At 73.4% G+C, this 21,015-nt stretch carries 20 protein-coding genes; 7 read left to right on the top strand and 13 right to left on the bottom strand.

Features of this window, described 5'->3' with window-relative positions:
* Positions 1-60: 60 nt before the first annotated feature.
* Complete coding sequence (locus AB0C84_RS11705) at positions 61-918, bottom strand: NUDIX domain-containing protein (RefSeq protein WP_361064254.1); 858 nt, start codon at positions 916-918, stop codon at positions 61-63.
* Between the two features lie 82 nt (positions 919-1,000).
* On the opposite strand from AB0C84_RS11705, the gene AB0C84_RS11700 reads away from it, so the two are divergent.
* From AB0C84_RS11700 to AB0C84_RS11690, 3 genes are all read left to right on the top strand, one after another.
* Positions 1,001-1,501, top strand: a complete 501-nt coding sequence (locus AB0C84_RS11700; protein ID WP_361064251.1) for a PaaI family thioesterase — start codon at positions 1,001-1,003, stop codon at positions 1,499-1,501.
* A gap of 77 nt (positions 1,502-1,578) precedes the next feature.
* Positions 1,579-3,282: a signal peptide peptidase SppA gene (gene sppA, locus AB0C84_RS11695; RefSeq protein WP_258943451.1), complete on the top strand. Its 1,704-nt coding sequence runs from the start codon at positions 1,579-1,581 to the stop codon at positions 3,280-3,282.
* Positions 3,267-3,758 (top strand): flavin reductase family protein, encoded by a 492-nt coding sequence (locus AB0C84_RS11690; RefSeq protein ID WP_361064290.1) that lies wholly within the window; start codon positions 3,267-3,269, stop codon positions 3,756-3,758. Before sppA ends, AB0C84_RS11690 begins: the two co-directional genes overlap by 16 nt.
* 38 nt (positions 3,759-3,796) lie before the next feature.
* Here AB0C84_RS11690 and AB0C84_RS11685 read toward each other — a convergent pair whose 3' ends face one another.
* Genes AB0C84_RS11685 through hutH form a run of 6 tightly spaced genes read right to left on the bottom strand, consistent with a single transcriptional unit; the run spans position 3,797 to position 11,329 of the window.
* Complete coding sequence (locus AB0C84_RS11685) at positions 3,797-4,333, bottom strand: ferritin-like domain-containing protein (RefSeq protein ID WP_179843457.1); 537 nt, start codon at positions 4,331-4,333, stop codon at positions 3,797-3,799.
* Positions 4,334-4,353: 20 nt separating this feature from the next.
* Complete coding sequence (gene hutI, locus AB0C84_RS11680) at positions 4,354-5,538, bottom strand: imidazolonepropionase (RefSeq protein ID WP_361064246.1); 1,185 nt, start codon at positions 5,536-5,538, stop codon at positions 4,354-4,356.
* The gene (locus tag AB0C84_RS11675) at positions 5,535-6,911 is read right to left on the bottom strand and encodes a formimidoylglutamate deiminase (RefSeq protein ID WP_361064244.1); all 1,377 of its coding nucleotides are present in this window, start codon (positions 6,909-6,911) and stop codon (positions 5,535-5,537) included. The genes hutI and AB0C84_RS11675 overlap by 4 nt, the downstream gene beginning before the upstream one ends.
* Positions 6,912-6,921: 10 nt before the next feature.
* Complete coding sequence (locus tag AB0C84_RS11670; RefSeq protein ID WP_361064241.1) at positions 6,922-8,121, bottom strand: allantoate amidohydrolase; 1,200 nt, start codon at positions 8,119-8,121, stop codon at positions 6,922-6,924.
* Complete coding sequence (gene hutU / locus AB0C84_RS11665) at positions 8,118-9,773, bottom strand: urocanate hydratase (RefSeq protein ID WP_361064238.1); 1,656 nt, start codon at positions 9,771-9,773, stop codon at positions 8,118-8,120. The genes AB0C84_RS11670 and hutU overlap by 4 nt, the downstream gene beginning before the upstream one ends.
* 11 nt (positions 9,774-9,784) lie before the next feature.
* On the bottom strand, positions 9,785-11,329 hold the full coding sequence (gene hutH, locus AB0C84_RS11660) for a histidine ammonia-lyase (protein ID WP_361064236.1): 1,545 nt from the start codon (positions 11,327-11,329) through the stop codon (positions 9,785-9,787).
* A gap of 92 nt (positions 11,330-11,421) precedes the next feature.
* On the opposite strand from hutH, the gene AB0C84_RS11655 reads away from it, so the two are divergent.
* Positions 11,422-12,183: an IclR family transcriptional regulator gene (locus AB0C84_RS11655; protein ID WP_361064233.1), complete on the top strand. Its 762-nt coding sequence runs from the start codon at positions 11,422-11,424 to the stop codon at positions 12,181-12,183.
* On the opposite strand, the gene AB0C84_RS11650 is transcribed toward AB0C84_RS11655, so the two are convergent.
* Positions 12,161-13,240, bottom strand: coding sequence for an SDR family oxidoreductase (locus AB0C84_RS11650; protein WP_361064230.1), 1,080 nt, complete (start codon positions 13,238-13,240; stop codon positions 12,161-12,163). The two genes, AB0C84_RS11655 and AB0C84_RS11650, sit on opposite strands and share 23 nt — an antisense overlap.
* 371 nt (positions 13,241-13,611) lie before the next feature.
* Positions 13,612-14,196 (bottom strand): GNAT family N-acetyltransferase, encoded by a 585-nt coding sequence (locus AB0C84_RS11645; RefSeq protein WP_361064228.1) that lies wholly within the window; start codon positions 14,194-14,196, stop codon positions 13,612-13,614.
* Between the two features lie 218 nt (positions 14,197-14,414).
* On the opposite strand from AB0C84_RS11645, the gene AB0C84_RS11640 reads away from it, so the two are divergent.
* The 3 genes from AB0C84_RS11640 (at position 14,415) to AB0C84_RS11630 (ending at position 17,372) form a co-directional block, all read left to right on the top strand.
* Complete coding sequence (locus AB0C84_RS11640) at positions 14,415-15,224, top strand: SAM-dependent methyltransferase (protein WP_361064225.1); 810 nt, start codon at positions 14,415-14,417, stop codon at positions 15,222-15,224.
* Positions 15,224-16,408 (top strand): cytochrome P450, encoded by a 1,185-nt coding sequence (locus AB0C84_RS11635; protein ID WP_361064222.1) that lies wholly within the window; start codon positions 15,224-15,226, stop codon positions 16,406-16,408. Before AB0C84_RS11640 ends, AB0C84_RS11635 begins: the two co-directional genes overlap by 1 nt.
* A gap of 61 nt (positions 16,409-16,469) precedes the next feature.
* Positions 16,470-17,372, top strand: a complete 903-nt coding sequence (locus AB0C84_RS11630) for an endonuclease/exonuclease/phosphatase family protein (protein ID WP_361064219.1) — start codon at positions 16,470-16,472, stop codon at positions 17,370-17,372.
* Positions 17,373-17,435: 63 nt separating this feature from the next.
* Here the strand turns inward: AB0C84_RS11630 and AB0C84_RS11625 are convergent, their stop codons facing one another.
* From AB0C84_RS11625 to AB0C84_RS11610, 4 genes are read right to left on the bottom strand one after another with little or no spacing between them, the layout of a single operon-like run.
* Positions 17,436-18,359 (bottom strand): ABC transporter substrate-binding protein, encoded by a 924-nt coding sequence (locus AB0C84_RS11625; RefSeq protein WP_179843470.1) that lies wholly within the window; start codon positions 18,357-18,359, stop codon positions 17,436-17,438.
* A gap of 18 nt (positions 18,360-18,377) precedes the next feature.
* A complete protein-coding gene (locus AB0C84_RS11620; protein ID WP_179843471.1) occupies positions 18,378-19,064 on the bottom strand; it encodes an ABC transporter permease subunit in 687 nt (228 codons plus the stop codon).
* Positions 19,061-19,708 (bottom strand): ABC transporter permease, encoded by a 648-nt coding sequence (locus AB0C84_RS11615; protein ID WP_179843472.1) that lies wholly within the window; start codon positions 19,706-19,708, stop codon positions 19,061-19,063. The genes AB0C84_RS11620 and AB0C84_RS11615 overlap by 4 nt, the downstream gene beginning before the upstream one ends.
* On the bottom strand, positions 19,708-20,874 hold the full coding sequence (locus AB0C84_RS11610) for an ATP-binding cassette domain-containing protein (protein WP_361064214.1): 1,167 nt from the start codon (positions 20,872-20,874) through the stop codon (positions 19,708-19,710). Before AB0C84_RS11610 ends, AB0C84_RS11615 begins: the two co-directional genes overlap by 1 nt.
* Positions 20,875-21,015 lie beyond the last annotated feature (141 nt).

Below are 21,015 nucleotides of genomic sequence, written 5' to 3'. Positions count from 1 at the left end.
GCCCGGTCACGTAGCGAGCCTCAAGGCGAGCGAAGTGGGCCGGGACTGTGAAAACACAGCCTAAAGGCGTTCGAGCAGCCAGCGGGGGCCGGTGATGGCGGCGCCCGCCTCCTCGCAGCGGGCGCGCAGCTCCCGGTCGGCCGTGACCACCAGGTGGGCCTTGCCGGGGTCGCCCTGCCGGACGAGGTCGACGATCGTGTCGTCGCCGCTTCCGGGCGCGGCCACGACGCGCAGGCCGTCGACCGGCTCGTCGGCGACGCTCCGCGCCGCGCCCTCGACGACGAGGACGACCTCCGGGAAGCAGCGGTCATAGGGGAACAGTCCGCTCGGCAGGCCGTGCACGCCGCCGTCCAGCCGTTTCAGGTCGTCGCGGAGCCGCGCGTTCGCGCCCGCCCTGTCCTTCCACCAGCCGTCGGCGCGGGCGCCCACGACGTTCGCGGCGTCCACGACGAGGACGAGCTGCTGCATCGCGTCGCGCACGCGGGGCCAGCACCGGGCGAAGGGCTCGAAGAGCTTGCGGTCGGTGACCTCTTCCTCGCGCACCCATTCGGCTCTGCGCGTCTCCCGCGACGCGGGCAGCACCGGCGCGCGTTCGGACAGCGAACCCACGATGGAGGTGTAGGACCAGCCGCCGTGGTCCTCGACGATCGTGCCGTGGACGCTGACCGTGCCGGTGTCGAGCGTGCATTCCTCGGACGTCTCGCGCAGCGCGCCGGTGACGACGTCCTCGTGGCTGTGCAAGGCGCCGCCGAACATGCCCCACGTCCCGCCGCCGAGCCCCCACCACGCGCGCTGCTGGAGCAGCACCCACACCTGGCCGGAGGAGTCGCGGTGGTAGGCCAGCAGGCCCGCGGCGCCGAACCGCCCCCAGTGCGTGTGCCCCAGGCCGCAGCTTGCCCAGCCGTCGCCGTCTCCCATGCGTCCGACGATAGCGCCGCGGACCCGTGACCAAGGGCACAGTGCCCCCACCCGCCTCGCCGAATACCATTCGGAGGTCATCGTGATCAGGGAGAGCGAGTTGAGCGTCGAGGCGACCCCCCATCGGGACGCGGCCGATCTGTGGAACACCCTGTCGGGCGCCGGGCTGATCCAGGCGATGGCGGACGAACGGTTCCCGCAGATCTCCGACATCAACGACTACATCGGGCAGGCGATCGCCTCCGCCGAACCGGGCCGGGTCGAGATCGCGTGGACGCCGGGCGAGCGGCTCTGCAACCCCGGCGGCACCGTGCACGGCGGCTACATCGCGATGATCCTCGACAACGCGGTCTGCCTCGCGGCGAGCAGCACCTGCGAGCACTTCATGCCGATGCTCACGCTCAACCTGAACGTCGACTACCTGCGCGGCGTCCGGGCGGGCGAGACCTACACGGTGACCGGGACGTGCGTGCACCCCGGCGGCACCCGCATGGTCTCCAACGCGGTGGTCGCCGACGGGCGCGGCCGCCCCGTCGCTCAGGCGTCGGCGAGCGTGGTCCCCAACAAGGCGTTCGCGCGCTGACCCGTCCCCGCCCGGAGCGGCCCGCGGCCCGGCCGGGGGCGCGGGAGCGGCGCCCGGCGAACGCATAGGCTGGGGCCATGGTGGATCCCGGCACAGTCGTCAACGTGATCAAACAGGCCCGCGACCGGCGGACGGCCCCGCTGATCCTCGAACTCGACCTCACCGAGGGCATCGTCGAGACCGCGCCGGCCGACCCCCTCTCGGCGCTGCTGGCCATGCGGCGGCCGGGCCTGCGGGACGTCCTGGACGGGCTGCGCCGCGCCCGCTCCGACAGCCGGGTGCGCGCCCTCGTCGTGAAGGTCAGCGGCACCGTCGGGCTGGCCCTCGCCCAGGAGCTGCGCGAGGCCGTGCAGGGGCTGCGGGACGCGGGCAAGCACACCGTCGCCTGGGCCGAGACGTTCGGCGAGGGAGGCCGCGGCACCGTCCCGTTCTACCTGGCCACCGGGTTCGACAAGGTCTACCTGCAGCCCACCGGCGAGGTCGGGCTCACCGGCGTCGCGCTCGAGGAGCCGTTCTTCGCCGGGGCGCTGGAGAAGGCCGGCGTCCGGCCGCGGTTCGCCAAGCGCTACGAGTACAAGACCATGGCGAACACGTTCATGGAGAAGACCTACACGCCCGAGCACGAGGAGTCGTCGCAGCGCCTCGTCACCTCGCTCGGCGAGCAGATCACCGCCGGGATCGCCGCCGCCCGCGGCCTGGCGGAGGAGAAGGTCCGCGAGCTCACCGACCGCGGCCCGCTGCTGGCCGCCGAGGCGCTGGAGGAGGGCCTGGTCGACGGCCTCGCCTACCGCGACGAGATCTACGGCGCCCTGCGCGAGGAGTTCGGCGAGGAGGCGCAGCTGCGCTACGTCTCGCGCTACAACCGCGCGCACGGCCTGGCCGACCGCCTCCCGCAGCCCGGCAGGCAGGACGTCGTGGCGTTCATCAACGGGCAGGGCCCGATCCGGCTCGGCCGCAGCGGCCGCGGCGGCCCGCTCCCGAACTCCGGGCCCGCGATGGGCTCGGACACGATCGGGGCCGCGTTCCGCGCCGCCGTGAAGGACGACCGGGTCAAGGCGATCGTGTTCCGCGTCAACAGCCCGGGCGGCTCCGCCGTCGCCTCCGACTCGATCTGGCGCGAGGTCGTGCTCGCCCGCCGCGCCGGCAAGCCCGTGATCGTCTCGATGGGCAACGTGGCCGCGTCCGGCGGCTACTACGTCGCGATGGCGGCCGACAGGATCGTCGCGCAGCCCGGGACCATCACCGGCTCGATCGGCGTCGTGGTCGGCAAGGCCGTGGTGAACGACCTGCTGGAGCGGGTCGGGGTCGGCCTCGGCTCGGTCGCCGACGGCGACCACGCCCGCATGTTCAGCGCCACCAAGGACTTCAGCGACTCCGAGTGGGAGCGCGTCAACGCCTCCCTCGACAAGATCTACGACGACTTCACCGCGAAGGTCGCCGAGGGCCGCGACCTGTCCCGCGAGCGGGTCCACGAGCTGGCCCGGGGCCGGGTCTGGACGGGCGCGGACGCGCGCGAGCACGGCCTCGTCGACGAGCTCGGCGGCATCGACCTGGCCCTGGACATCGCCCGCAAGAGGGCGGGGATGGCCTCCGACGCGCCGGTCCGGATCTACCCGCACACCTCGCCGCTGGAGCGGCTGCGCCCGCCGGAGTCCAGCGAGGACCGCACCGCCGCGTCCGCGCGCTTCGACGGGTGGGGCTCGCTCGGCGGGCTCGCCGCGCGCCTCGGCCTGCCCTCCGCGGGCCCGCTCACCCTGCCCGGCGCCTGGGAGATCCGCTGAGCGCCGACTTCGTCGAGGCCGTCGCGGGCTTCGCCACCGGCGTGGTCGTGCTGACCGTCCGCGACGGCCGCGACGACCTCGGCACCACGATCACCTCGTTCATGTCGGTGTCGCTGGACCCCCCGATGGTGCTGGCGAGCGTGGCGTCCTCGTCCTACCTCACCGAGGTGCTGCGGCGGCGCCCGCGCTGGGCCGCGACCATCCTGTCCGCGTCCCAGCGCGCCCTGGCCGGGCGGTTCGCCGCCGAGGGACGGCCGGGCGCCCGCATCCTGCTGGCGAGCGAGCCCCACCACCGGGGCGAGCACTCCGGCGCCCTCGTCCCCGACTCGGGCGTCTCGGCGCTGGAGTGCGAGACCCGCCGGGAGGTCGAGGCGGGCGACCACACCCTCTTCGTCGCCGAGGTCGTCTCGACCGACTACGTCAGCGCCGGGCGAGCCCCCCTCGTGAGGGCCGCCCGGCGCTACCTGACCGCCTAGGCTGTGTTTCGAAGCCCCGGCCCACTTCGATACAGGCCCTAGGACTTCGGGAAGCGCTCCAGGAAGCCGCGCAGGTCGTCGGCGTGCTCCTCCTCCTGCGCGAGGATCTGCTCGAAGACGCGCTTGGTGGTCGGGTCGCCGTCGCCGAGCCACTGGATGATCTCGGTGTAGGACGCGATGGCGATCCGCTCCGCCACCAGGTCCTCCTTGAGCATCTCCACGAGGTCGAGGCTGGAGTTGTACTCGGCGTGCGCGCGGGTGGTGAGGGTGTCGGGCGAGAAGTCGGGCTCGCCGCCGAGCTGGACGATCCGCTCGGCCAGCATGTCGGCGTGCTGCTGCTCCTCGGCCGCGTGCTGGAGGAACTCGCTCGCGACGGTCTCGGCGTGGATGCCGGTGGCCGTGTAGTAGTGCCGCTTGTACCGCAGCACGCACACGATCTCCGTGGCCAGGGCCTCGTTGCAGACCTGGATCACGCGCTCGACGTCCGCGCCGTACGCCTCGGTGATCGGGCCTTTATCGATCTCCTGCCGAGCACGCTCGCGCAGGGTCTTGATGTCCGTCAGGAACTCCGCCATCTAGGGGCCTCCACAGTCGACTACAGGAGGCCCTTTACCCGGCGCCCGTGCTTCCACACGGCGTGTGTCAGGGGTACGCCCGGCCGGTATGCGAGGTGGATGTAGGACGGGGCGTCCAGGACGTGGACGTCGGCGCGGGCGCCGGGCGCGAGATGCCCCACGTCGGTGCGGCGCAGGGCGCGGGCACCGCCCGCGGTGGCCGCCCAGACGGCCTCGGCGGGCGTCATGCGCATGTCGCGGACGGCCACGGCGATGCAGAACGCCATGCTGGAGCTGTAGCAGGACCCGGGGTTGCAGTCGGTGGCGAGGGCGACGGTGGCTCCGGCGTCCAGGAGGCGGCGGGCGTCCGGGTAGGGCTGGCGGGTGGAGAACTCGACGCCGGGCAGGAGCGTCGCGACCGTCCGGGACGAGGCCAGCGCGTCCACGTCGGCGTCGCCGAGGAACGTGCAGTGGTCGGCGGACGCGGCCTCCAGCTCGACCGCGAGCCGCACGGCGGGCCCCTGGGTGAGCTGGTTGGCGTGCAGGCGCGGCGCCAGGCCCGCCCTGACGCCCGCGGTGAGGACCTCCCGGGCCTGGTCGGCGTCGAAGGCGCCCTCCTCGCAGAAGACGTCCACCCAGCGGGCGTGCGGGGCGCAGGCGGCGAGCATGTCGGTGGCGGCGAGGCGGGCGTACCCGGCGGCGTCGCCCGCGTACTCGGCGGGGACGACGTGGGCGCCCAGGTAGGTGACCTCGTCGGCGTACTCGGCGGCGATGCGGACGGCGCGCGCCTCCTGGTCGACCGTGAGGCCGTAGCCGGACTTGCACTCCACCGTCGTGACGCCCTGCCGGGCCATCTCGTGCACGAGGCGGCGCACGTTGGCGCGCAGCTCGTCGTCGGACGCGGCGCGGGTGCGCTCGACGGTCGTGCGGATGCCGCCCGCGGCGTACTTCTCGCCGCTCATCCGGGCGGCGAACTCCTCGGCGCGCTCACCGGCGAAGACGAGGTGGGCGTGGGAGTCCACGAAGCCGGGCAGCACCGCCCGCCCGCCGGCGTCGAAGGACTCGTCGGCGGCGGGGGCGGACGAGGACGGGCCCGTCCACGCGACCGCGCCGTCCTCGATCACCAGCGCGGCGTCGCGGACGACGGCCAGGCCGCCGCCCCGGTGGCCGGGTACGGCGGGATCGTTGGTGACCAGCTCTCCGATGTTGGTGATGACCGTGCTCATCGGCGCAGGATCTCACGGGGCGGGGACGGGCCGGTGGTGACGGCGGCGATGGAGCGGGCCAGCGCGGCGGGGACGTCCTCGACCAGCAGGTGCCGGCCGTCGCGGACGACCTGGCGGCCGGAGACGACGACGTGCCGCACGTCGGCCGCGGTGGCGGCGAACACGGCGGCCTCGGCGGCGTGGTCCGGGGCCGCGCCGGCGGTGCGGACCGAGTCGAGGGCGACGGTGACGAGGTCGGCGTAGGCGCCGGGTTCCAGCCGTCCCGCCTCGGGCCAGCCGAGCCCGTGGTGGCCGCCCGACGTGGCGGCGGCGAGCAGCTCCCCCGCCGTCCAGTGGCCGCGGGCGCGGGTGCGGAGCCGCTCGTGCAGCTCGACCGCGCGGGCCTCCTCGAACAGGTCGACGACGGCGTGCTGGTCGGAGCCGAGGCAGATCGGGGAGCCCGCGTCCGCCAGGTCGCGGGCGGGGCCGATGCCGTCGGCGAGGTCCCGCTCGGTGGTCGGGCACATGCACACGCCGGTCATCGTCGCCCCGAGCAGGCCGATGTCCTCATCGGTGAGGTGCGTCGCGTGCACGGCCGTGGTGAGCGCGCCGAGCGCCCCGGCCTCGGCCAGCAGGCGGGCCGGCGTCATGCCGTAGGCGTCCAGGCAGTCGCGGTTCTCGGCGGGCTGCTCGGACAGGTGGACGTGCAGCGGCGCGCGATGCTCGCGCGCCCACGAGGCCACGGCGTGCAGTTGCTCGCGCGGCACGGCCCGGACGGAGTGGATCGCGGCGCCGACGCGGGCGTGGGACCGCCCCGACTTGCCGGTCTGCTCGTGCAGGCCTTCGACGCGCCGCGCCCAGTTCCCGGCGGTGCCGTCCCCGAACCGCAGCTGCGGCCCGGCGAGCGGCCGGCCGATGCCGCCGGTCAGGTAGCAGGTGTCGAGGAGGGTGATGCGGATGCCCGCGTCGGACGCGGCGGCGATCAGCGCCTCGCCCATGGCGTTCGGGTCCCCGTAGGGGGCGCCGCCCGGGCGGTGGTGCAGGTAGTGGAACTCGCCGACGCAGCTGATCCCCGCGAGGGCCATCTCGGCGAACACCGCGGTCGCGAGCGCGCGGTAGGAGTCCGGGTCGAGCCGGTCGGCGACCCGGTACATCTGCTCGCGCCACGTCCAGAACGTCCCGGAGTGCGCCTGGACGCGGGAGCGCAGCGCGCGGTGGAACGCGTGGGAGTGGGCGTTGGCGAGGCCCGGCAGGGTCAGGCCGGGCAGGTGCCGGGCGTCCGGCGGGGCCGGGACGCGGGGGGTGATGCCGGAGATCCGCTCGCCGTCGGCCTCGATGAGCACGTCGGCCGCGACGCCGTCGCCTAGCCAGGCGAACTGGGCATGCCACTGCATGACGGATCCCCTACCCGCGCGCCAGGTCGTCCAGTACGGCGGCGAGGGCCTCGACGCCGGCCAGGCGGTCGGCCGGTTCGGCGAACTCCTCCGGCGCGTGCGACACCCCCGTCGGGTTCCGCACGAACAGCATCGCGGTCGGCAGCCGCGCCGACAGCACGCCCGCGTCGTGGCCCGCGCCCGTCGGCAGGACGGGGACGCCGCCGAGCGCCGCGCCGACGCGGTCGCGCAGCGCCAGGTTGAAGTCGACGATCTCGGTGTAGGACTCCTCGGCGAGGTCGACGCTCACCCGGTGCGGGCGCGCCGCGACCCGCGCGGCCTCGTCCACCTCCAGCACGGTCCGGCGGACGGCGTCGTCGGCGGGGCCGCGGGCGTCCAGCCAGGCGGTGACCGCCGACGGGATCGCGTTGACGCCGTTCGGCTCGACCCGGACCTTCCCGACCGTGGCGACGGTCCCGTTGCGCTCGGCGGCCTCCCGCGCGGCGATGACCATGTGCGCGAACGGCAGCATCGGGTCGCGCCGGTCGGGCAGCCCGGTCGTCCCGGCGTGGTTGCCCTCGCCCGCGAAGTCGAACCGCCACCGGCCGTGCGGCACGATCGCGCTCGCGACGCCGACCGGCTCCTCCAGTGCCCGGCCCTGCTCCACGTGGAGCTCGACGTAGCAGGCGATCCGGCCGAGCAGGTCCTCGTCCGGGCCGATCGCGTGCGGGTCGAGCCCGGCGTTGTGGACGACCTCGGCGAACGTGTGCCCGTCGGCGTCGGTGAGGCCGCGCGCCCGGGCCGGGTCGATCGCCCCGGCCAGCAGCCGGGAGCCCAGGCACGCCACCCCGAACCGGGCGCCCTCCTCCTCGGCGAACGCGCCGATCCCGATCGGCCGCGCCGGCCGGACGCCGCGATCGCGGAGCAGGTCGACCGCCGCGAACGCCGACACGATGCCGAGCGGCCCGTCGAACGCTCCGCCGCCCGGCACGGAGTCGAGATGGCTGCCGGTCAGGACGGCGCCCGTGCGGGACCCGTCCTCCGGATACCACCAGGCGATCATGTTGCCGTTGGGGTCGTGTTCGAGGTCGAGGCCGCGGCGCCGCGCCTCGTCCGCGAACCAGGCGCGGCACTCCAGCTCCGGCGGCGTCCACGCGAACCGGTGGTAGCCGCCGGTCACCGCGTCCCGCCCGACCGGCAGCAGCTCCGCCCACATCTCCTCGAAGCTCATGGCCGCATGGGGATGCGCACCCCGCGCTCGTCGGCGACCTCGGCGGCCCGCTCGTAGCCGGCGTCGACGTGCCGCATGACGCCGGTGCCCGGGTCGTTGGTCAGGACGCGCCGGAGCTTCTCCCCCGCGAGGGCCGTGCCGTCGGCGACGCAGACCTGCCCGGCGTGGATGGAGCGGCCGATGCCGACCCCGCCGCCGTGGTGGACGGACACCCACGTCGCGCCGGAGGAGGTGTTGAGCATCGCGTTCAGCAGCGGCCAGTCGGCGATCGCGTCCGATCCGTCCTTCATGCCCTCGGTCTCCCGGTAGGGGCTGGCGACCGAGCCGCAGTCGAGGTGGTCGCGGCCGAGCACGATCGGCGCGCTGATCTCGCCGCGCGCCACCAGGTCGTTGAACACCTCGCCCGCCCTGTCGCGCTCGCCGTAGCCGAGCCAGCAGATCCGCGACGGCAGACCCTGGAAATGGACCTTCTCCTGCGCCATCCGGATCCACCGGGTCAGCGGCTCGTTGTCGGGGAACAGGTCGAGGATCGCCTGGTCGGTGCGGGCGATGTCCTTCGGGTCGCCCGACAGCGCCGCCCACCGGAACGGCCCCTTGCCCTCGCAGAACAGCGGCCGGATGTAGGCGGGCACGAACCCGGGGAACTCGAACGCGCGCGCGTAGCCGGCGAGCTGCGCCTCGCCCCGGATGGAGTTGCCGTAGTCGAACACCTCGGCGCCCGCGTCCTGGAACCCGACCATCGCCTCGACGTGGACGGCCATGGAGGCGCGGGCCTTGGCGATGAACCCGTCGCGGTCCTTGTCGCGCTCGGCGGCCATGTCCTCGAACGCGACGCCCTGCGGCAGGTACGCCAGCGGGTCGTGGGCGCTGGTCTGGTCGGTGACGATGTCGATCGGGGCGCCGCGGCGCAGCAGTTCCGGGACGATGTCGGCGGCGTTGCCCAGGACCGCGATCGACAGCGGCCGGCGCTCGGCCCTGGCCTCCTCGGCGAGCCGCAGTGCCTCGTCCAGCGAACCGGCCCGCACGTCGCAGTAGCGGTGCGCGACCCGGCGCTCGATCCGGGACGGGTCGCACTCGACGCAGATCGCGACGCCGCCGTTCATCGTGACGGCGAGGGGCTGCGCGCCGCCCATCCCGCCGAGCCCGGCGGTCAGCGTGATCGTGCCGGCGAGGGTGCCGCCGAACCGCTTCTCGGCGACGGCGGCGAACGTCTCGTAGGTGCCCTGCAGGATCCCCTGCGTCCCGATGTAGATCCACGATCCGGCGGTCATCTGGCCGAACATCGTCAGGCCGAGCGACTCCAGGCGGCGGAACTCCTCCCACGTCCCCCACTGCGGGACGAGGTTGGAGTTCGCGATGAGCACGCGCGGCGCCCACTCGTGCGTCTGGAAGATCCCGACCGGCTTGCCGGACTGGACGAGCAGCGTCTCGTCCCCCTCCAGGTCGGACAGCGACCGGATGATGCCGTCGAAGGCGTCCCAGTTCCGGGCCGCCTTCCCGGACCCGCCGTAGACGACCAGCTCGTCCGGGTGCTCGGCGACCTCGGGGTCGAGGTTGTTCTGGATCATGCGCAGGGCGGCCTCCTGCGGCCACCCCTTGGCGGCGGTCAGCGAGGTGCCGCGCGGCGCGCGGACGGGACGGGGACCGGACATCTGGGACTCCTTCAGGAGAGCGGGCCGGTGACGGCCTCGGCGGCGGCGACGAGCGAGCCGTCCCGGACCAGTGCGGTCGCGGCGGCGATCTCGGGGGCGAGGTAGCGGTCCGGGCCGGGCGGCGGCACGGCCTCGCGGAGCCTGGAGACCACGGCGGCGGTCGCCGGGCCGGGGAGCAGCGGGGTGCGCAGTTCCAGCGCCCGCGCGGCGGTGAGGATCTCGACGGCGACCACCTGGGCGAGGCCGTCCACCGCGCGGCGCAGCTTGCGGGCCGCGCTCCATCCCATCGAGACGTGGTCCTCCTGCATGGCCGAGCTCGGGATCGAGTCGGCGCTCGCGGGCACGGCGAGGCGCTTCAGCTCCGACACGATCGCGGCCTGCGTGTACTGGGCGATCATGTGGCCGGAGTCGACGCCCGGGTCGTCGGCGAGGAAGGCGGGCAGCCCCGCGGAGCGCCCCCTGTCGAGCATCCGGTCGGTGCGGCGCTCGGACATCGAGGCGACGTCGGCCGCGGGCACGGCGAGGAAGTCCAGCACGTAGGCGACCGGGGCGCCGTGGAAGTTGCCGTTCGACTCGACCCGCCCGTCCGGCAGGACGACCGGGTTGTCCACGGCGGACGCCAGCTCCCGTCCCGCGACCAGTTCGGCGTGCGCGAGCGTGTCGCGGGCGGCGCCGTTGACCTGCGGGGCGCAGCGCAGCGAGTAGGCGTCCTGCACGCGGGTGCAGTCGGGCCCCCGGTGCGACTCCATGATCTGCGAGTCGGCCAGCAGCGCCCGCAGGTTCGCGGCCGACGCGGCCTGGCCGGGGTGGGGCCGCAGGTCCTGCAGGTCGGCGGCGAAGACGCGGTCGGTGCCGAGCAGCGCCTCGACGCTCATCGCGGCGGCGACGTCGGCGGCGGTGAGCAGCCGGCGCAGGTCGCTGATGGCCAGGACGAGCATGCCGAGCATCCCGTCCGTGCCGTTCAGCAGGGCGAGCCCCTCCTTGGCGCCGAGCTTCACCGGCGTGATGCCCGCGTCACGCAGGGCGTCGGCCGCCGGCCTCAGCTCACCGGCGGCGTCCCGGACCGACCCCTCGCCGATCAGCGCGAGGGCCACGTGGGCGAGCGGCGCGAGGTCGCCGGAGCAGCCGAGGCTCCCGTACTCGAAGACCTGCGGGGTGATGCCCGCGTTGAGCAGCCCGGCCAGGGTCCGGGCGGTGACGGGCTGGACGCCGGTCCGGCCGGTGGCGAGCGTCCGCAGCCGGAGCAGCATCAGCGCCCGGACGACCTCCCGCTCGACCTCGGCACCCGACCCCGCCGCGTGCGACCGGACGATGTTCAGCTGGAGCTGCGCCCGGAGCTCGGGCGCGATGTGCCGGGTGGCGAGGGCCCCGAAGCCGGTCGAGACGCCGTAGACCGGCGTCGGGCGCGCCGACAGCTCCTCGATGTGGGCCCGCGCCTCACCGATCAGCTTCAGCGCCCCGTCCGTCAGCGCGACCCTGGCACCGTCCCTCGCCACCGCCACGATCTGCTCGAACGCCAGCGGTTCCGGCCCGACCTCGACCCCTGCGTCCCCCATACCCAAACCCATACCCACCATTGGAGCGCGTCCGGGGCCGCGCCCCCAGCCCCGGACGGCGCTCTGTGTCTCGTATACGAGACAATCGGAGCATGAGCCAGGTCCCCGCCGCCCGCCGCGCCCTCGCGGTGCTGCGCCTGCTGGCGGGCGCGCCCGGCCCGCTGCCCGCCTCGGCGATCGCCCGCTCCCTCGCCCTCCCCCGCTCCAGCGCCTACCACCTGCTGACCGCGATGGCCGAGGACGGCTTCGTCACCTACATCCCCGAGGAGCGCCGCTGGGGCCTCGGCGTCGCCGCCTTCGAGATCGGCTCCGCCTACCTGCGCCACGAGCCCCTGGAACGCCTCGCCCGCCCCCTCCTGCGCCGCCTGGTCGACCGCGTCGGCGAGATCGCTCAGCTCGGCGTCCTGCACGGCGCCGAGACCCTCTACCTGCTGAAGGAGCAGCCGCCCCGGCACGCCGCCCTGGTCACCGACGTGGGCGTCCGGATGCCCGCCCAGCTCACCGCGAGCGGCCGCTCGATCCTGGCGTACCTGCCGCCCGCGCAGGTCAGGGCCCTGTTCCCGGGCCGCTTCGTGGACCGCACCGGCCGGGGTCCCGCCACCCTGCGCGACCTGCGCCGCACCCTCGCCGAGGACGCGCGCCGGGGCTGGGCGGTCGAGGACGGCCACGTCACCGAGGGCTTCGCGAGCATCGCCGCCTGCGCCTTCGACCACACCGGCCGCCCCACCGCCGCGATCACGGTGACGTTCCGCCGCGAGGACCACGCGGAGGAGACGTGGCCCGCCCTGGCGCACCAGGTGCGCGCCACGGCCGCCGCCCTCACCACCCGGCTCACCGGCCGCCCTCCGGCCTGACGCCGAAGCGGTCCGCGACCAGCCGGTCGGCCCAGAGGCGCAGCGCGTCCTCCACGGGCGGGTGGCTCAGCCCGGCCTCCTTGGCCAGCGCGTCGGCCGACGACGTGTCGTACCGGTCCTCGGACAGGAAGGACAGCGTCTCGGGCTCGACCCCGGTGAGCGCGCGCGGCAGGCGCCGCACGAGCCCGACCGGCACCGTCACCCGGGGCGGACGGACGCCGAGGTGCCGCGCCAGGAGCCCGACCAGCTCGGGCAGGGGCGGCGTGGCATCGTCCAGGACCCGGTGGGCGCGGTAGGCCCCCTCGTCGTACTCGGGCACGGCCGCCATGAAACGGGCCAGGTGATCGACGGTGACCACGGGCACGAACGTGCGCCGCGACCCGGCCAGGGCGGGCAGGCGCCCGGCCCACAGATCCCGCACCATCTCGGCGAGCCCGATGTACTGCCCGGCCTCCCCGGTGACCGAGTGCCCGATCACGGTCGCGGGATGCACCGCGGTGAGGGGCGCCCCCGTCTCCGCCGCGACCGCGCGCACCGCCGCGTCCCCTTCGAGCTTGGACGCCTCATACGCGCCCAGGCGCCGGTAGAGCACGTCGAGTTCCTTCGCGGGCACCGGGTAGGCGAGCCTCCCGTCGGAGGCGACGCGATAACCGGAGACGTGGACCAGGCGCCGGAGCCGCGGACGCGCGGCCGCCCACCGCGCCACGTTCACGGCACCGTCGACGTTCGCCCGCCGCGCCTCCTCCCGGCCCAGCCCGAACCGGAACAGGGCGGCGGCGTTGAAGACGTCCCGCACGGCCTCCAGCCGCTCGCGGTCCTCCTCGTCCAGGCCCAGGCCCGGCCGCGTGATGTCGGCGCCGACGACCAGCAGCCCCTGATCGTCGACGCCGTGCTCGCGCAGCCATCCCCGCAGCTCGCCACCGCGCCCGGCGCCGCCCCGGACGGCCACGGCGACCGCCCGCCCCCGTCCCAGCAGTTCCGCCGTCAGCCACCGGCCGACGAACCCCGTCGCCCCGACCACCAGGGCACCGCCGGCCCCGCTCTCCCTGAACGTCATGAAGAGAAACTAGACCGGTCTACCTATTTTGTCGAGCGCGTGTCAGCGCCTCTTCGCCCTTCTGCCACTGCAGGTCGCCCTGCTACCCGAGGGTGGCGTTGACGCTTCCCACCGTGGCGCCGAGCGAGACGGTGACCGCAGGCCCGATCCTGAAGGTGTTGGAGGCGTCTTCGCCGCGACACAGGTGGCCGGCCTGGCCTCCCCGCCGCCGGACGCCACCGTGGTCCCCACCACGGCCGCCGTGCCCAGAACGGCCACACCGGCCAGCGCCACCCCTGCCTTCTTCATTCGGGAATTCCCCTCTGTGACCCGATCCGTCCCTTGGACCGCACGAGCCATTCTTCGAAGAATTCCGCCCCGGAATCAGGGCCCTAGGACCCCAACCCCCCACCCCCGGGCCCTACCCGGCGGGTCCAGTCGGCGCGGAGGAGTTCGTACTCGACCTCGCCGTGTTCGGTGCCGGGAATGGGGTCGTCCCAGTGCTGGTGGAAGGTGCGCAGGTAGGTCAGGCCGGACTTCTCCATGACGCGGCGGGAGGCGGCGTTGACGGCCATGGTCTGGGCGAAGACGCGGTGGACCCCGAGGTCGGTGAACGCCTTGGCGATCAGGGCGCGGGACGCCTCGGTGGCGTATCCCCGGCCCCAGCTGGCCGCGCGCAGGCAGTAGCCGAGTTCGGCCTGCCGGAGGTCGTGGCCACCGCCCGGTTCGAGGGCGAACCAGCCGATGAAGTCGCCGCTGGAGAGCTCGACCGCGGCCCAGCGGCCGAGCGGGCCCTGCTCGTACCAGGCGAGGATCTTGGCGAGGGTCTGGTCCCTCAGATGGGCGCGCGGGGTGGGCCTGCCGCCGGTGAGGAAACGCACGACCTCCGGGTCACCGTGGAGCCGGACCAGATCGTCCAGGTCGTCCTCGGTGAAACGCCGCAGCAGCAGGCGGTCGGTGGTGAGAAATACCCGCACGGAGCCGAGCCCTCCAGATGGCCGTACGAGCCAGTGTAGAGCGACGCCGTCAACGCGGCCCTAGCGGCGGGTGAGGGCGGCGAGTATGCGGTCGGCGGCTGTCCTGCCCCCGTACCAGAGGCTGGAACGGTCCTTTTGGCGTGAATGCCGCTAATGATCGAAATCATCCGGGTTCGTCCCTACAATCACATCGGATACCCGGACAGGGAGGTCCGTCCGTGAGCGGTGAGCACCATCCGGAATGGTTGGTCGATTCCGAGACGCCCAGCGTCGCCCGGATGTACGACTACTACCTCGGCGGCAAGGACAACTTCGCGGCGGACCGCGAGGCGGCCGACCAGGTGGTGGCCGCGATGCCCAACGTGCTGGAGTTCACCCGCGCCAACCGCGGGCTGCTCTCGCGGGCCGTGACGATGATGGCCGACCGCGGCATCCGGCAGTTCCTCGACATCGGCTCCGGGCTTCCGACGCAGGAGAACGTGCACCAGGTGGCCCAGCGCGCGGCCCCCGGATCGACCGTCATCTACGTCGACAACGACCCGATCGTGCTCACGCACGCGCGGGCGCTGCTGGCCGACAACCCGCTGACGACGGTCATCCAGGCCGACTTACGCGAGCCGGAGAGCATCCTGGACGACCCCGAGGTGAAGGCCCGGATCGACTTCGACCGGCCGGTGGGCCTGCTGCTCCTGGCGATCCTGCACTTCATCCCGGACGAGGCGCGCCCGGCGGAGATCGTCGCGAGGCTCCGCGCGCCGCTGGCCCCCGGCAGCTGCCTGGCCATCACGCACGGCCACCGGGGCGAGGTCACCACGCAGGTCGAGGAGCAGGTCCGGGGCGCCTACGGCAGGACGGGGGCGGGCGACATCATTCCGCGCGGGATCGACGAGGTCATGACGTTCTTCGAAGGCACCGAACTGGTCGGCCCCGGTCTGGTCCAGGTGGCCGACTGGCGGGCGGACGCCGAGCCGTCCCAGCCCGACATGTCGCGGCCGGGGTTCCTCGCCGGCGTCGGGAGGGTGATCTGATGCTGCCGACACACCTGCTGTTCGGCCGGGCGTTCAGCGAGGACCCGTACGCCGTGTACGCCGAACTGCGGGCGGCGGGGCCCGTCCATCCGATCGACTTCCCGCCCGGCGCCGCCGCCTTCCTAGTGGTCGACCACGAGCACGGCCGCGCGGCGCTGAGCGACCCGCGCCTGTCCAAGGACACCGCGTTCAGCGCCGTGCCGGTGAACCCCGAGCTCTTCTTCGGCGGCACGATGCTCGGGATGGACCCGCCCGACCACACCCGGATGCGCGGGCTGGTGGCCAAGGCGTTCACCGCCCGGCGGGTGGAGCGGCTGCGCCCCCGCGTCGAGGAGATCGCCGGCGGGCTGCTGGACGGCATCGCGGACCGCGGCGAGGCCGACCTGATCGAGGACTTCGCCGTCCCGCTGCCGATCCGGGTCATCTGCGAGCTGCTCGGCGTCCCGGCGCGCGACCGGGCCCGGTTCCGCGAGTGGACGGCCGTGCTGACCGTGCCGGCCCTGACCGCCGAGGCCCGCGAGCGCCGCCGCGAGGCGGCCCGGGCGTTCAACGGCTACCTGCTCGACGTCATCGCCGAGCGGCGGGACGAGCCCCGCGACGACCTGGTCAGCGGCCTGATCACCGCCCGCGACGGGGACGCCGCCCTCACCGAGGCGGAGATGCTCGGCACCGTCGCGCTGCTGCTCATCGCCGGGCACGAGACCACCGTCAACCTCATCGGCAACGGGATGCTCGCCCTGCTCCAGGCGCCCGGCCAGCTCGAACTGCTCCGGTCGCGGCCCGAGCTGGTGCCGTCCGCGGTCGAGGAGCTGCTGCGGTTCGACGGCCCGGTCGAACGGGCGAGCCAGCGCATCGCCCTGGAGGACATGGAGATCGCCGGGACGCCGATCCCCAAGGGCGCCTGGGTGCACGTCTCACTCGGCGCCGCGGACCGGGACCCCGCGGTCTTCGAGGCCCCCGACACGCTGGACGTGACCAGGGCCGCCAAGGGGCACGTCGCCTTCGGCCACGGCCCGCACTTCTGCCTCGGCGCCCCGCTGGCCAGGCTGGAGGGGCAGATCGCCATCGGCGGCCTGCTGGACCGCTTCCCCGATCTCGCCCTCGCCGTCCCGGCCGACGAGCTGCGCCACCACCGCACCGGCTCGATCGTCCGCGGCCTGGTCTCGCTCCCCGTCCGGGTCTGACCGCCGCACGCGTGCCCAAGCGGCATGTCCGGATCGCAGACCGCGATCTATGCTCGGAGCGGTGGCAGGACGGGCGGGTGGTGACATGGCGACGCTGCGCCGCCGATGGTTCTGGCCGGTGATCGCTGCCGCGGCGATCCTGCTCGTCTCCGGGTTCGTGCTGGTCGAGCCCAGGGCGGCCGGGGACGCGTCCGTGCGGGTCATGACGTACAACCTGCGGGGCGTGAACGATCCGCCTCCGCGCGACTGGAGGACCCGGCTGCCGCTGGTCAGGCGCCTGCTGCGCGAGCACGACCCGGATCTGCTCGGGGTGCAGGAGGCCCGCTGGCACCAGGTGCGGGATCTCGCCCGGACGCTGCCGGAGTACCGCTGGATCGGGCTCGGCAGCCAGGGCGGCACCCGCGACCAGTTCCTGGCGATCTTCTACCGGGAGCGGCGGTTCGAGGTGCTGGACTTCGACCACTTCTGGCTGTCCGACACGCCCTCCGTGATCGGCTCGGCCACCTGGGGCAACCGGTACGTCCGGATGGTGACGTGGGCGAAGTTCCGCGACCGCCGCACCGGGACGGTCTTCTACCAGGCCAACACGCACCTGGACAACCTGTCGGCGGGCTCGCGGGTGAAGAGCGCCCGGCTCATCCTCGACCGCGTCCGCGGCTTCCAGGCGGGGGCGCCGGTCGTTCTCACCGGCGACTTCAACGACACGGCCGGGGCGTCCCCGGCGTACGCGATCCTCACCGGGCCGGGCGCCCTGCGCGACACCTGGACGGCCGGCCGGCACGGGCCCCAGTACCGCACCGAGAACCACTGGGAGCCCCCGGAACCGGGCGGCAGGCGGATCGACTGGATCCTCGTGCGGGGCCGGATCAGGACGGTGTGGGCCGAGATCGACCCGTACCGCGCGGGCGGCGTCCACCCGTCCGACCACGACCCCGTGATCGCCCGCCTGGCCTTCCGGAGATGAGCCGCCCGGGACGGCGAACGGCCGAGCCCCAGGCGGGACTCGGCCGTCGGCGGCGTGCGGGGGTTACGCGAGGCCGGACTTCTTCAGCCACTCCTCGGCGACCTTCTCCTGGTCGTCCTTGTCGATGGCGACGCGCTTCATCATGTCCAGGAGGTCCTGGGTGGTGAGCTTCGCGGAGACGCCGTTCAGCGCCGCCCGGGCCTTCTCGTCCACCGCCTTCGTGTTGACCAGCGGCGTGACGTTCTGGGCGGAGAAGACGTTCTCCGGGTCCTCCAGGACGACGAGCTTGTTCTGCTGGATCGTCGGGTCGGTGGTGAACAGGTCGGCGGCCTGGACCTTGTTCTCGGTGAGCAGCTTCACCAGGGTGGCCTGGGCGCCGGCGTCGAACGGCTGGAACTTCTTGAACTTCAGGCCGTAGGACTTCTCGAGGCCGACGAGGCCCTGCTGGCGGGTCTTGAACTCCGAGGGACCGGCGATCACGAGGTCCTTGGCGACCGGCTTGAGGTCGGCGATCGACTTCAGGCTGTACTTGGCGGCCGTCTGCGGGTTGACGGTGACGGAGTCCTTGTCCTCGGCCTTCGCGGAGTCCAGGATCTCGACGCCGGCGGGCAGCTTGGCCTTGAGCGCGGCGTTGATCTCCTCGGTGGTGGCGGCCGTGCTGGTCTTGTCGACCGAGGTGGTGAGCAGGGCGCCGTTGTACTCGGGCATCACGCTGATGCCGCCCTTGACGACCTGGTCGTAGTAGATCTCGCGGGCGCCGATGTTGAACTTGCGGGTGACCTTGACGCCCTTGGCCTCCAGCGCCTGCGCGTACAGCTCGCCGAGGAGGTTGCTCTCGGGGAAGTTCGCGCCGCCGACGGTGACGGTGCCGTTCCCGCCGCCTCCGGAGAGCGGGTTGCTGTCGTCTCCGGAGTCGCCGCTCCCGCAGGCGGACAGCGACAGGGCGGCCACGAGGCCGACGACCGCGCCCCTGATGAGTTTGTTCATGGTGCTCTTCCTTCGGTGTCAGGAGGATCGGGCGGAGCCGAGCAGGCCCGGTGAGACGAGGAGGCGGCGCAGTGCCGCGAAGGCCGCCTGGACGATCAGCGCGAGCAGCACCACCAGGACGGTGCCCCCGACGACGAGCTGGTAGTCGTTGCGTGCCAGGCCGTCGATGATGTAGCGGCCGAGGCCGCCGAATCCGGGGTAGGCGGCGATGGTGGCGGTGGCGACGACCTGGATCGCGGACGTGCGCAGCCCCAGCAGGATGAGGGGCAGCGCCATCGGCAGCTCGACCCGCCACAGTACGCCCCAGCCGGTCATGCCCATGCCGCTGGCCGCGTCCCTGGCGTCGGCGTCGACGCCGCGGACGCCCTCGAAGGTGTTGACCAGGATCGGCGGGACGGCGAGGGCGACGAGCGCGACGAGCACCGGCGTGATGCTGTACTCGATCACCACGACGATCAGCACCAGGCCGAAGGTGGGGACGGCGCGGGCGACGTTCGCCAGGCTGATCGCGAGGAACCCGCCCCGGCCGGTGTGCCCGACGAGCAGCCCGAGCGCGAGCCCGATGACCGCGGCGCACACCAGCGCCACGCCGCTGTAGTAGACGTGCTGGAGCAGGCGGTGCGGGATGCCGTCGCCGCCGTGCCACTGCGAGGACGTGGTCAGCCACGTCCAGAACAGGTCGATCTGGTTCCACAGCTCGTTCATGAGGTCATCCGGGCTCGGGCCCACGGGGTGAGCAGGCGTTGGACGGTGACCAGGATCGCGTCGGTGACCAGGGCCAGCAGGACGATCAGGACGGTGGCGGCCACGATCTGCGTCTGGAACTGGAGCTGGTAGCCCCGGATGATGTCGTAGCCTAGGCCGCCCTGCCCGATCAGCTGGCCGACGGCGACGAGGCTGATGGAGGAGACGGCGGCGACGCGCGTCCCGGCGATGACGATGGGCACGGCGATCGGCAGCTCCACCTGGAGCAGGCGCCGCAGCGGGCCGAAGCCCATCGCGGTGGCCGCCTGCCGGACGGGTTCGGACACCGACGCCAGCCCGTCCACCACGTTCGGGACGAGCACCGACAGGCTGTACAGCGTCAGCGGGATCATGACCGTGGCCGCGGTCAGGCCGGTGTACTGGATGAAGACCATGAACAGCGCGAGCGACGGGATCGCGTAGAAGACGTTCGAGACCGTCAGCGCCGGCGGGTAGAGCCAGCCCCAGCGGCGGCACAGCATGCCGACCGGCAGCGAGATGATCAGGCCGAACAGCACCGGCAGCAGCGCGAGCCGCAGGTGGATGAGGGCGTGCTCGGTCAGCGTGTCGGTGTGCTCGCCGATCCAGCCCCAGTCGATGTCCATCAGCCGGCGCCTCCGGCGTCGGCCTCCTCGGCATCGCCGGGCTCCTCGGGCGCGGCGGGGGGCGCGGCGGGCGCGGCATGGCCGTCGTCGCGGCCGTGGGTGGGGACGGCCAGCAGGTCGGTCCCGCTCGCGGTGCCGACGACCGCGCCGGTCTCGTCGACGCCGACCGCCAGCCCGGACGGGGACAGCACGGCCGCGTCCAGCGCGGTCCGCACGGAGTCGCCCCCGACCTGGAACGTCGGGCCGACCGGGCTGAGCCTGGCCTTACCGAGCGGGCCGGTCACCTCGGGCGGACGGGCCCAGCCGAGGGGGCGCCGGTCGTCGTCGACGACGAGCACCCACTCCGCGCCGGCCGCGTCCGCCGCGTCGGCGGTCGCCGTGCGGACGGTGTCGGAGCTCAGCCGCAGGCCGCCCGTCTCGGCGAAGGAGAGGGTGCGGATGCCGCGGTTCTGGCCGATGAACCCGGCGACGAAGTCGTCGGCCGGGTGGGCGAGGAGGTTCTCGGGGCTGTCGATCTGGACGAGCCTGCCGCCGGTCTGGAACACCGCGATCCGGTCGCCGAGCTTGATGGCCTCGTCGATGTCGTGGGTGACGAAAACGATCGTCTTGTGCAGTTCCTCCTGGAGGCGGAGGAACTCGTCCTGCAGTTCGGCGCGGACGACGGGGTCGACGGCGCTGAACGGCTCGTCCATCAGCATGATCGGCGGGTCGGCGGCGAGGGCCCGCGCGACGCCGACGCGCTGCTGCTGGCCGCCCGACAGCTGGAACGGGTACCGCTTGCCCATCGCGGGGTCGAGCCCGACCCGCTCCATCAGCTCCAGCGCCCGGTCCCGGGCCTTCTTCTTGTTCCAGGAGAGCAGGTACGGGACGGTGGCGATGTTGTCGAGGATGGTGCGGTGCGGGAAGAGCCCGGCGTGCTGGATCACGTAGCCGATGCCGCGCCGCAGCTCGGCGGGCTTGCGCTCGCGGACGTCCTTGCCGTCGATCAGCACGCGGCCGGACGTCGGCTCGACCATCCGGTTGATGGTCCGCAGCGCGGTGGTCTTGCCGCCGCCGGAGGTGCCGACGAACACGGTGATGCGGCCCGTCTGGCATTCGAGGCTCACGTCGTCGAGCGCGACGGTGCCCCCCGGATAGCGTTTGGTGACGCCCTCAAAGGTGATCAACGAATCACGTCCTCGCCGGGCGTCCCGCGCGACGCCGATGATCGAATTCCTGCTGTGAACCAACCGTAACCAATGGATACCGTCATCTCAGTGTCCCAGCATGTCCGGAACGACAAGCATGAAAGCATATCTACCGGTAAT

This window comes from Actinomadura sp. NPDC048955 (genome assembly GCF_040649435.1).
Classification (GTDB): Bacteria; Actinomycetota; Actinomycetes; order Streptosporangiales; family Streptosporangiaceae; genus Spirillospora; species Spirillospora luteofluorescens.
The sequence above is the reverse complement of the archived record's forward strand: the minus strand, read 5'-3'. Positions and strand labels throughout refer to the sequence as shown.

Bases quoted from the DNA above. Each gene is read 5' to 3' on its own strand.
- AB0C84_RS11705 (WP_361064254.1), bottom strand. From the start codon at position 918: ATGGGAGACGGCGACGGCTGGGCAAGCTGCGGCCTGGGGCACACGCAC.
- sppA (WP_258943451.1), top strand. From the start codon at position 1,579: ATGGTGGATCCCGGCACAGTCGTCAACGTGATCAAACAGGCCCGCGAC.
- AB0C84_RS11685 (WP_179843457.1), bottom strand. From the start codon at position 4,333: ATGGCGGAGTTCCTGACGGACATCAAGACCCTGCGCGAGCGTGCTCGG.
- hutI (WP_361064246.1), bottom strand. From the start codon at position 5,538: ATGAGCACGGTCATCACCAACATCGGAGAGCTGGTCACCAACGATCCC.
- AB0C84_RS11675 (WP_361064244.1), bottom strand. From the start codon at position 6,911: ATGCAGTGGCATGCCCAGTTCGCCTGGCTAGGCGACGGCGTCGCGGCC.
- AB0C84_RS11670 (WP_361064241.1), bottom strand. From the start codon at position 8,121: ATGAGCTTCGAGGAGATGTGGGCGGAGCTGCTGCCGGTCGGGCGGGAC.
- hutU (WP_361064238.1), bottom strand. From the start codon at position 9,773: ATGTCCGGTCCCCGTCCCGTCCGCGCGCCGCGCGGCACCTCGCTGACC.
- hutH (WP_361064236.1), bottom strand. From the start codon at position 11,329: ATGGGGGACGCAGGGGTCGAGGTCGGGCCGGAACCGCTGGCGTTCGAG.
- AB0C84_RS11655 (WP_361064233.1), top strand. From the start codon at position 11,422: ATGAGCCAGGTCCCCGCCGCCCGCCGCGCCCTCGCGGTGCTGCGCCTG.
- AB0C84_RS11650 (WP_361064230.1), bottom strand. From the start codon at position 13,240: ATGACGTTCAGGGAGAGCGGGGCCGGCGGTGCCCTGGTGGTCGGGGCG.
- AB0C84_RS11635 (WP_361064222.1), top strand. From the start codon at position 15,224: ATGCTGCCGACACACCTGCTGTTCGGCCGGGCGTTCAGCGAGGACCCG.
- AB0C84_RS11625 (WP_179843470.1), bottom strand. From the start codon at position 18,359: ATGAACAAACTCATCAGGGGCGCGGTCGTCGGCCTCGTGGCCGCCCTG.
- AB0C84_RS11620 (WP_179843471.1), bottom strand. From the start codon at position 19,064: ATGAACGAGCTGTGGAACCAGATCGACCTGTTCTGGACGTGGCTGACC.
- AB0C84_RS11615 (WP_179843472.1), bottom strand. From the start codon at position 19,708: ATGGACATCGACTGGGGCTGGATCGGCGAGCACACCGACACGCTGACC.